Source organism: Tissierellales bacterium, from assembly GCA_035301805.1.
Lineage (GTDB): Bacteria > Bacillota > Clostridia > Tissierellales > DATGTQ01 > DATGTQ01.
Genome location: DATGTQ010000256.1, coordinates 1 through 5,158, shown reverse-complemented (window position 1 = coordinate 5,158; position 5,158 = coordinate 1). Strand labels below are relative to the sequence as shown.

Below are 5,158 nucleotides of genomic sequence, written 5' to 3'. Positions count from 1 at the left end.
AACTATTATCTGAAGTCTAATAGTAGGGTAAATCGGGAGAACCGTTATGTTTGTAATAATTTGAGAGGGGTTCTATATAGAATAGAAACCTAATTAGAGTGGAACCGCGGAAAAGCCGTCTCTGTTTTGAGACGGTTTTTTATTTTAAAATTAAGGAGGTAGGAAAATGGAATTATATAATTCTTTGACAAGAGAAAAAGAAAAGTTTAAACCGCTTAAAAAAGATGAGGTAACTATATATACATGTGGGCCTACTGTATATAATCATATTCATGTAGGAAATGCTAGGCCTTTAGTAGTATTTGATACTTTAAGAAGATATTTAAAATATAAAGGTATGGATGTAAAGTATTTAGTGAATTTTACAGATATTGATGATAAAATGATAAAAATAGCCAATGAAGAAAAGACTACTGTAAAAGAAGTAGCAGACATAAATATTGAGAGGTTTTTTGAAGATACTGATGGTTTAGGACTTTTAGAAGATGAAACTTTACATCCTAGGGCAACAGAGCATATTGATGATATAATTAATTTTGTAGAAGAGTTAGAAAAAAAGGGTGCAGCTTATAATATAGATGGAAATGTATATTTTGATATATCAAAGGCTAAAAACTATGGGAAACTATCCAAGAAGAACATAGAGGATTTAAAGAGTGGGGCTAGAATTGAGATAAATGTAGATAAGAAGAATCCTATGGATTTTGTGTTGTGGAAGAAGGCAAAAGAAGGAGAACCTTCCTGGGATAGTCCTTGGGGGGAAGGCAGACCAGGCTGGCATATTGAATGTTCGGTAATGGCAAAGGAGCTTTTAGGGGAATCTATAGATATCCATGCTGGAGGAGATGATTTACAATTTCCCCATCATGAAAATGAAATAGCCCAAAGTGAAACTCTAACTAATAAGCCTTTTGCAAAATATTGGATCCATAATGCTATGATAAATACTGAAGATGAAAAAATGAGCAAATCTTCATTTAATTTTTTCACAGTAAAAGAAATTAGAAAAGAGTTTGACTTAGAAGTATTAAGATTATTTTTACTTTCTGCCCATTATAGAAATCCTATTAATTTCAGTAGAGATTTAATGAAACAAGGAAAGAAAGCTTTAGAAAGATTGTACAATGGGAAGAAAAACTTAGAATATTTAATAGATAAAGCAGAAGATAAAAAAATAACTGAAGAAGAGATAAAAGAAAAAGAAAAGGTTGAAACTTATAAAGAAAAATTCTTTGAAAGTATGGATGATGACCTAAATACAGCAGACGCTATATCGGTTCTTTTTGACATAGTAAAATATGCAAATACAAACTTTAATGAAAAAAGTGCCAAAAGTTTGATAGAGTATACTTACGAAACTCTAATTGAGCTTTCTGAAATTTTAGGATTACTTTCAAAGAAAGATGAACTATTAGATGAGGAAATTGTAAAACTTATAGAAGAAAGAACAAAGGCTAGGAAAAATAAGGATTATGAATTAGCAGATAAAATAAGAGATGATCTTAAGGAACAAGGAATTATATTAGAAGATACATCGGAAGGTGTAAAGTGGAAGAGGGTATAAGTTTGGATAATGAAATCAATAACTTTAATAAATTAAGAAATAGATTAACTGTAAAGGAGATAAATTCTTTATCTCCCTTACAATTAGCATATGTTGGGGATGCAGTATATGAGCTACTTGTAAGAACTTACTTAGTTAAAAAAGGTTTAGCTGTGAGAAAACTTCATAAGGCTGCAGTTGAATATGTAAAAGCAGAGGCTCAATCTGGCTTTATACATGCTCTAGAAGATGAACTGACTGAAGAAGAAAAGACCTTTGTAAAAAGAGGTAGAAATGCTAAAAATAATACTGTACCTAAAAATGCTGATTTAATGGATTATAAATATGCAACAGGGTTTGAAACATTAATAGGCTATCTTTTTTTAATAGGTGAGGATGAAAGAATATTTCAATTATTTGACATAATACTTAAGATGAAATTAGACAATTAAAGGGGGGCTTTTGATGGAGACTCATATAAAGGTAAAACTTATAAGATATACACCTGATGGAGAAAAAATGTTAGCATCAGCTGCTAAGCTTTGCTATTCGCCTGTAGGTATAGACAAAATTGAAGAAGATTTAGATGAAGAAAATGTGGATAAATTTTTAAATATGTTAATAAGCTTAGGTCATGAATCTCCTTTAGAACATATTAGCTTTACTTTTGGTATAGAAGGGGTATCAAGAACTTTAACTCATCAATTAGTAAGACATAGGATAGCTAGTTACTCTCAACAATCTCAAAGATATGTAAAGCTTGAACAATTTGAATATGTTATACCTCCATCTATTAAAGAAGAACCTGAAGCTAAAAAAATGTTTATAGAAGCTATGGAAGAAGATCAAAAATACTATGATAAAATAACTAATATTTTATATAAAAAAAATTATGAAAAATACATGAAGGAGGGTTATAAAGAACTAGAGGCTAGGGCTAAGGCGGAAAAGTCTTCAATAGAAGATGCTAGATATATCTTTCCCAATGCTTGTGAAACCAAAATTGTTGCCACTATGAATGCTAGAAGTCTTTTAAATTTTTTCAGGCTTAGAACTTGTAATAGAGCTCAGTGGGAAATAAGACAATTGGCAATGGAAATGCTTAAAAATGTAAAGGAAGTATATCCTATTTTGTTTAAAAATGCAGGGCCAGCTTGTTTAGCAGGACCTTGTCCAGAGGGGAAAATGACCTGTGGTAAAATAGAGGAAGTTAGAGAAAAATTAAAAAATATTTAACTATATATTCTAAGGAGTGGAAGCTATGGAAAAGGAATATATTGTCGGCAGAAATCCAGTTATAGAAATCTTAAAAACAGATAGAAAGATTGAGAAATTGTATATTTTAAAAGGAGAATTAAAAGGTTCAATAAATAAAATAATGGGGATAGCAAAAGAAAAAAATATTGCTGTCCAATATGTCAACAAAAATAAATTAGATAAACTTTCTAATGGGGGAGTCCATCAGGGTGTAGTAGCATTGGTCTCACCTTATGAATACTCAAGTATTGATGAAATTTTTAATAGGGCAAAAGAATTAAAGGAAGATCCTTTCATAGTATTGCTTGATGAAATAGAAGATCCACATAATTTAGGCTCTATAGTTCGTTCTGCAGAATGTGCAGGTGTTCATGGTATAATAATACCTAAAAGAAGATCAGCTACGGTAAATAATACAGTGGTTAAGACTTCTGCTGGAGCCACTGAACATATTCATATTAGTAAAGTTACTAATATGACAGATACTATAAAGGAATTAAAGGAAAGAGGCCTTTGGATTTATGGGGCTGATATGCTAGGAGAAAATTATTATTTTAATACAGATATGAAAGGTCCTGTAGGATTGGTAATAGGAAATGAAGGTAAAGGGGTTTCTAGATTAGTAAAAGAAAATTGTGACTTTTTAGTAAGAATCCCTACACTAGGTAATATTTCATCCCTCAACGCTTCTAATGCTGCATCTATAATATTATATGAAATAGTAAGGCAAAGGCATGAGAAGTAAAAAGAAAAAATGGAGGCCTCAAGAATATTTATTTGTCGATGGATATAATATTATAAATTCTTGGGACAAACTGAAGGAGTTAAGCAAAATTGATTTAGATACTGCAAGAAATGAATTAATAGATATAATGGCAGAATATCAATCTTATACAGAAACTAAAGTGATAATAGTATTTGATGCCCATTTAGTAAAAAAGAATAGCGGTAAAAAGGATATTTTAAAAGGTATAGAAGTAGTTTATACTAAAGAAAATGAAACAGCAGACCATTATATCGAAAAAACCTTGGATGAAATAGGGAGAGTAAAAAAGGTAAGGGTTGCCACATCAGATTGGATGGAGCAACAAGTAGTATTGGGGCGAGGGGGAACCCGGGTATCTGCTAGAGAATTAGAAGAAGAAATATTAAGTAAAAAGAATTATATGAAGAATAAAAGGAAGAAAGATAATGAGGTTAATGATATCTTTATTGGAAAGTTAGATGAGGAGAATATTGAAAAATTAAAAAAATGGTTAAAACCTTAGTTATTACCTTGACTATTGAGTTATATTAAACTATAATTTAAATAACTGAATTATGCTTACAATTCTGAATACTTTTGGAGGGGATTCTTTGTGGCCTTAGGTTTGTATAATGAACTGGACATAATACGCTTTGACGATATGGAAGATGAGGACATAGTAGGAGAAGCTAGAAATGGGAGTCCTCAAGCATTAGAGTATTTGATTATAAAGTATAAAGGATTTGTAAAACTAAAATCAAGATCTTATTTTCTAATTGGAGCAGATAAGGAAGATATAGTCCAAGAAGGGATGATCGGCTTGTATAAGGCCATTCGTGATTATGATAGAGACAAGCTAGCATCCTTTAAAGCTTTTGCAGAGCTATGTATTACAAGGCAAATTATTACAGCTATAAAAACTGCTACAAGACAAAAACATATACCACTTAACTCCTATGTTTCCTTGAATAAGCCTATTTATGATGAGGAGTCTGACAGAACATTATTAGATGTATTGTCAGGAGCTAGAATTACAAACCCAGAAGCTTTAGTCATTGGTAGGGAAGAATTAGGGATTATAGAAGATAAAATAGGAGAAATTCTTAGCGATTTAGAGTGGGAAGTGCTTATGGCTTACATAGAAGGTAAGAGTTACCAGGAAATAGCAATTGAGTTGGATAGGCATGTTAAAAGCATAGATAATGCACTACAGAGAGTAAAAAGAAAATTAGAAAGGTATTTAGAATTAAGGGAAAATTAATTTAGAGTTGACAAAGGTAATGAAAAAAGAGTAATATTATAAAAAGAAGATAATAAATGCCCATGTAGCTCAGTTGGTGGAGCACTTGCATGGTAAGCAAGAGGTCACCGGTTCAAGTCCGGTCATGGGCTCCAAAAAAGATTAATTAATATTTATATAAGGAGGAAGTATTAAAATGGGAAAAGAAAAATTTGAAAGAAATAAGCCTCATGTAAATATAGGAACAATAGGTCACGTTGACCATGGTAAAACTACATTAACAGCAGCTATTACTACAGTATTAAGTCAAAGATCTGGAGCGGGAGAAGTAATGAGTTATGATAATATAGATAAAGCTCCAGAAGAAAGAGAA

The 5,158-nt window shown here is 31.3% G+C and carries 7 protein-coding genes and 1 tRNA gene; all 8 read left to right on the top strand.

All coding sequences use genetic code 11. The features are described from left to right. The first annotated feature begins 166 nt into the window (after window positions 1–166). Window positions 167–1,564 carry a cysteine--tRNA ligase gene (gene cysS / locus VK071_12625; protein HLR36156.1) on the top strand — a complete coding sequence of 466 codons (1,398 nt, stop codon included), beginning with the start codon at window positions 167–169 and terminating at the stop codon, window positions 1,562–1,564. Between the two features lie 2 nt (window positions 1,565–1,566). Next, window positions 1,567–1,995 (top strand): ribonuclease III domain-containing protein, encoded by a 429-nt coding sequence (locus VK071_12620; protein HLR36155.1) that lies wholly within the window; start codon window positions 1,567–1,569, stop codon window positions 1,993–1,995. 13 nt (window positions 1,996–2,008) lie between these two features. Then, the gene (gene thyX / locus VK071_12615) at window positions 2,009–2,779 is read left to right on the top strand and encodes an FAD-dependent thymidylate synthase (protein ID HLR36154.1); all 771 of its coding nucleotides are present in this window, start codon (window positions 2,009–2,011) and stop codon (window positions 2,777–2,779) included. 25 nt (window positions 2,780–2,804) lie between these two features. After that, a complete protein-coding gene (rlmB, locus tag VK071_12610; GenBank protein ID HLR36153.1) occupies window positions 2,805–3,545 on the top strand; it encodes a 23S rRNA (guanosine(2251)-2'-O)-methyltransferase RlmB in 741 nt (246 codons plus the stop codon). Then, window positions 3,535–4,068, top strand: a complete 534-nt coding sequence (locus VK071_12605; protein ID HLR36152.1) for an NYN domain-containing protein — start codon at window positions 3,535–3,537, stop codon at window positions 4,066–4,068. The genes rlmB and VK071_12605 overlap by 11 nt, the downstream gene beginning before the upstream one ends. 90 nt (window positions 4,069–4,158) lie before the next feature. Further along, window positions 4,159–4,806: an RNA polymerase sporulation sigma factor SigH gene (gene sigH, locus VK071_12600; protein ID HLR36151.1), complete on the top strand. Its 648-nt coding sequence runs from the start codon at window positions 4,159–4,161 to the stop codon at window positions 4,804–4,806. Window positions 4,807–4,864: 58 nt separating this feature from the next. Beyond that, window positions 4,865–4,940 (top strand) — tRNA-Thr (locus tag VK071_12595). Window positions 4,941–4,981: 41 nt separating this feature from the next. After that, window positions 4,982–5,158, top strand: a 177-nt coding sequence (locus VK071_12590) for a GTP-binding protein (protein HLR36150.1), incomplete at its 3' end; no start/stop codon positions are given.

Coding starts and splice junctions, on each gene's coding strand:
- cysS (HLR36156.1), top strand. CDS start 167: ATGGAATTATATAATTCTTTGACAAGAGAAAAAGAAAAGTTTAAACCG.
- thyX (HLR36154.1), top strand. CDS start 2,009: ATGGAGACTCATATAAAGGTAAAACTTATAAGATATACACCTGATGGA.
- rlmB (HLR36153.1), top strand. CDS start 2,805: ATGGAAAAGGAATATATTGTCGGCAGAAATCCAGTTATAGAAATCTTA.
- VK071_12605 (HLR36152.1), top strand. CDS start 3,535: ATGAGAAGTAAAAAGAAAAAATGGAGGCCTCAAGAATATTTATTTGTC.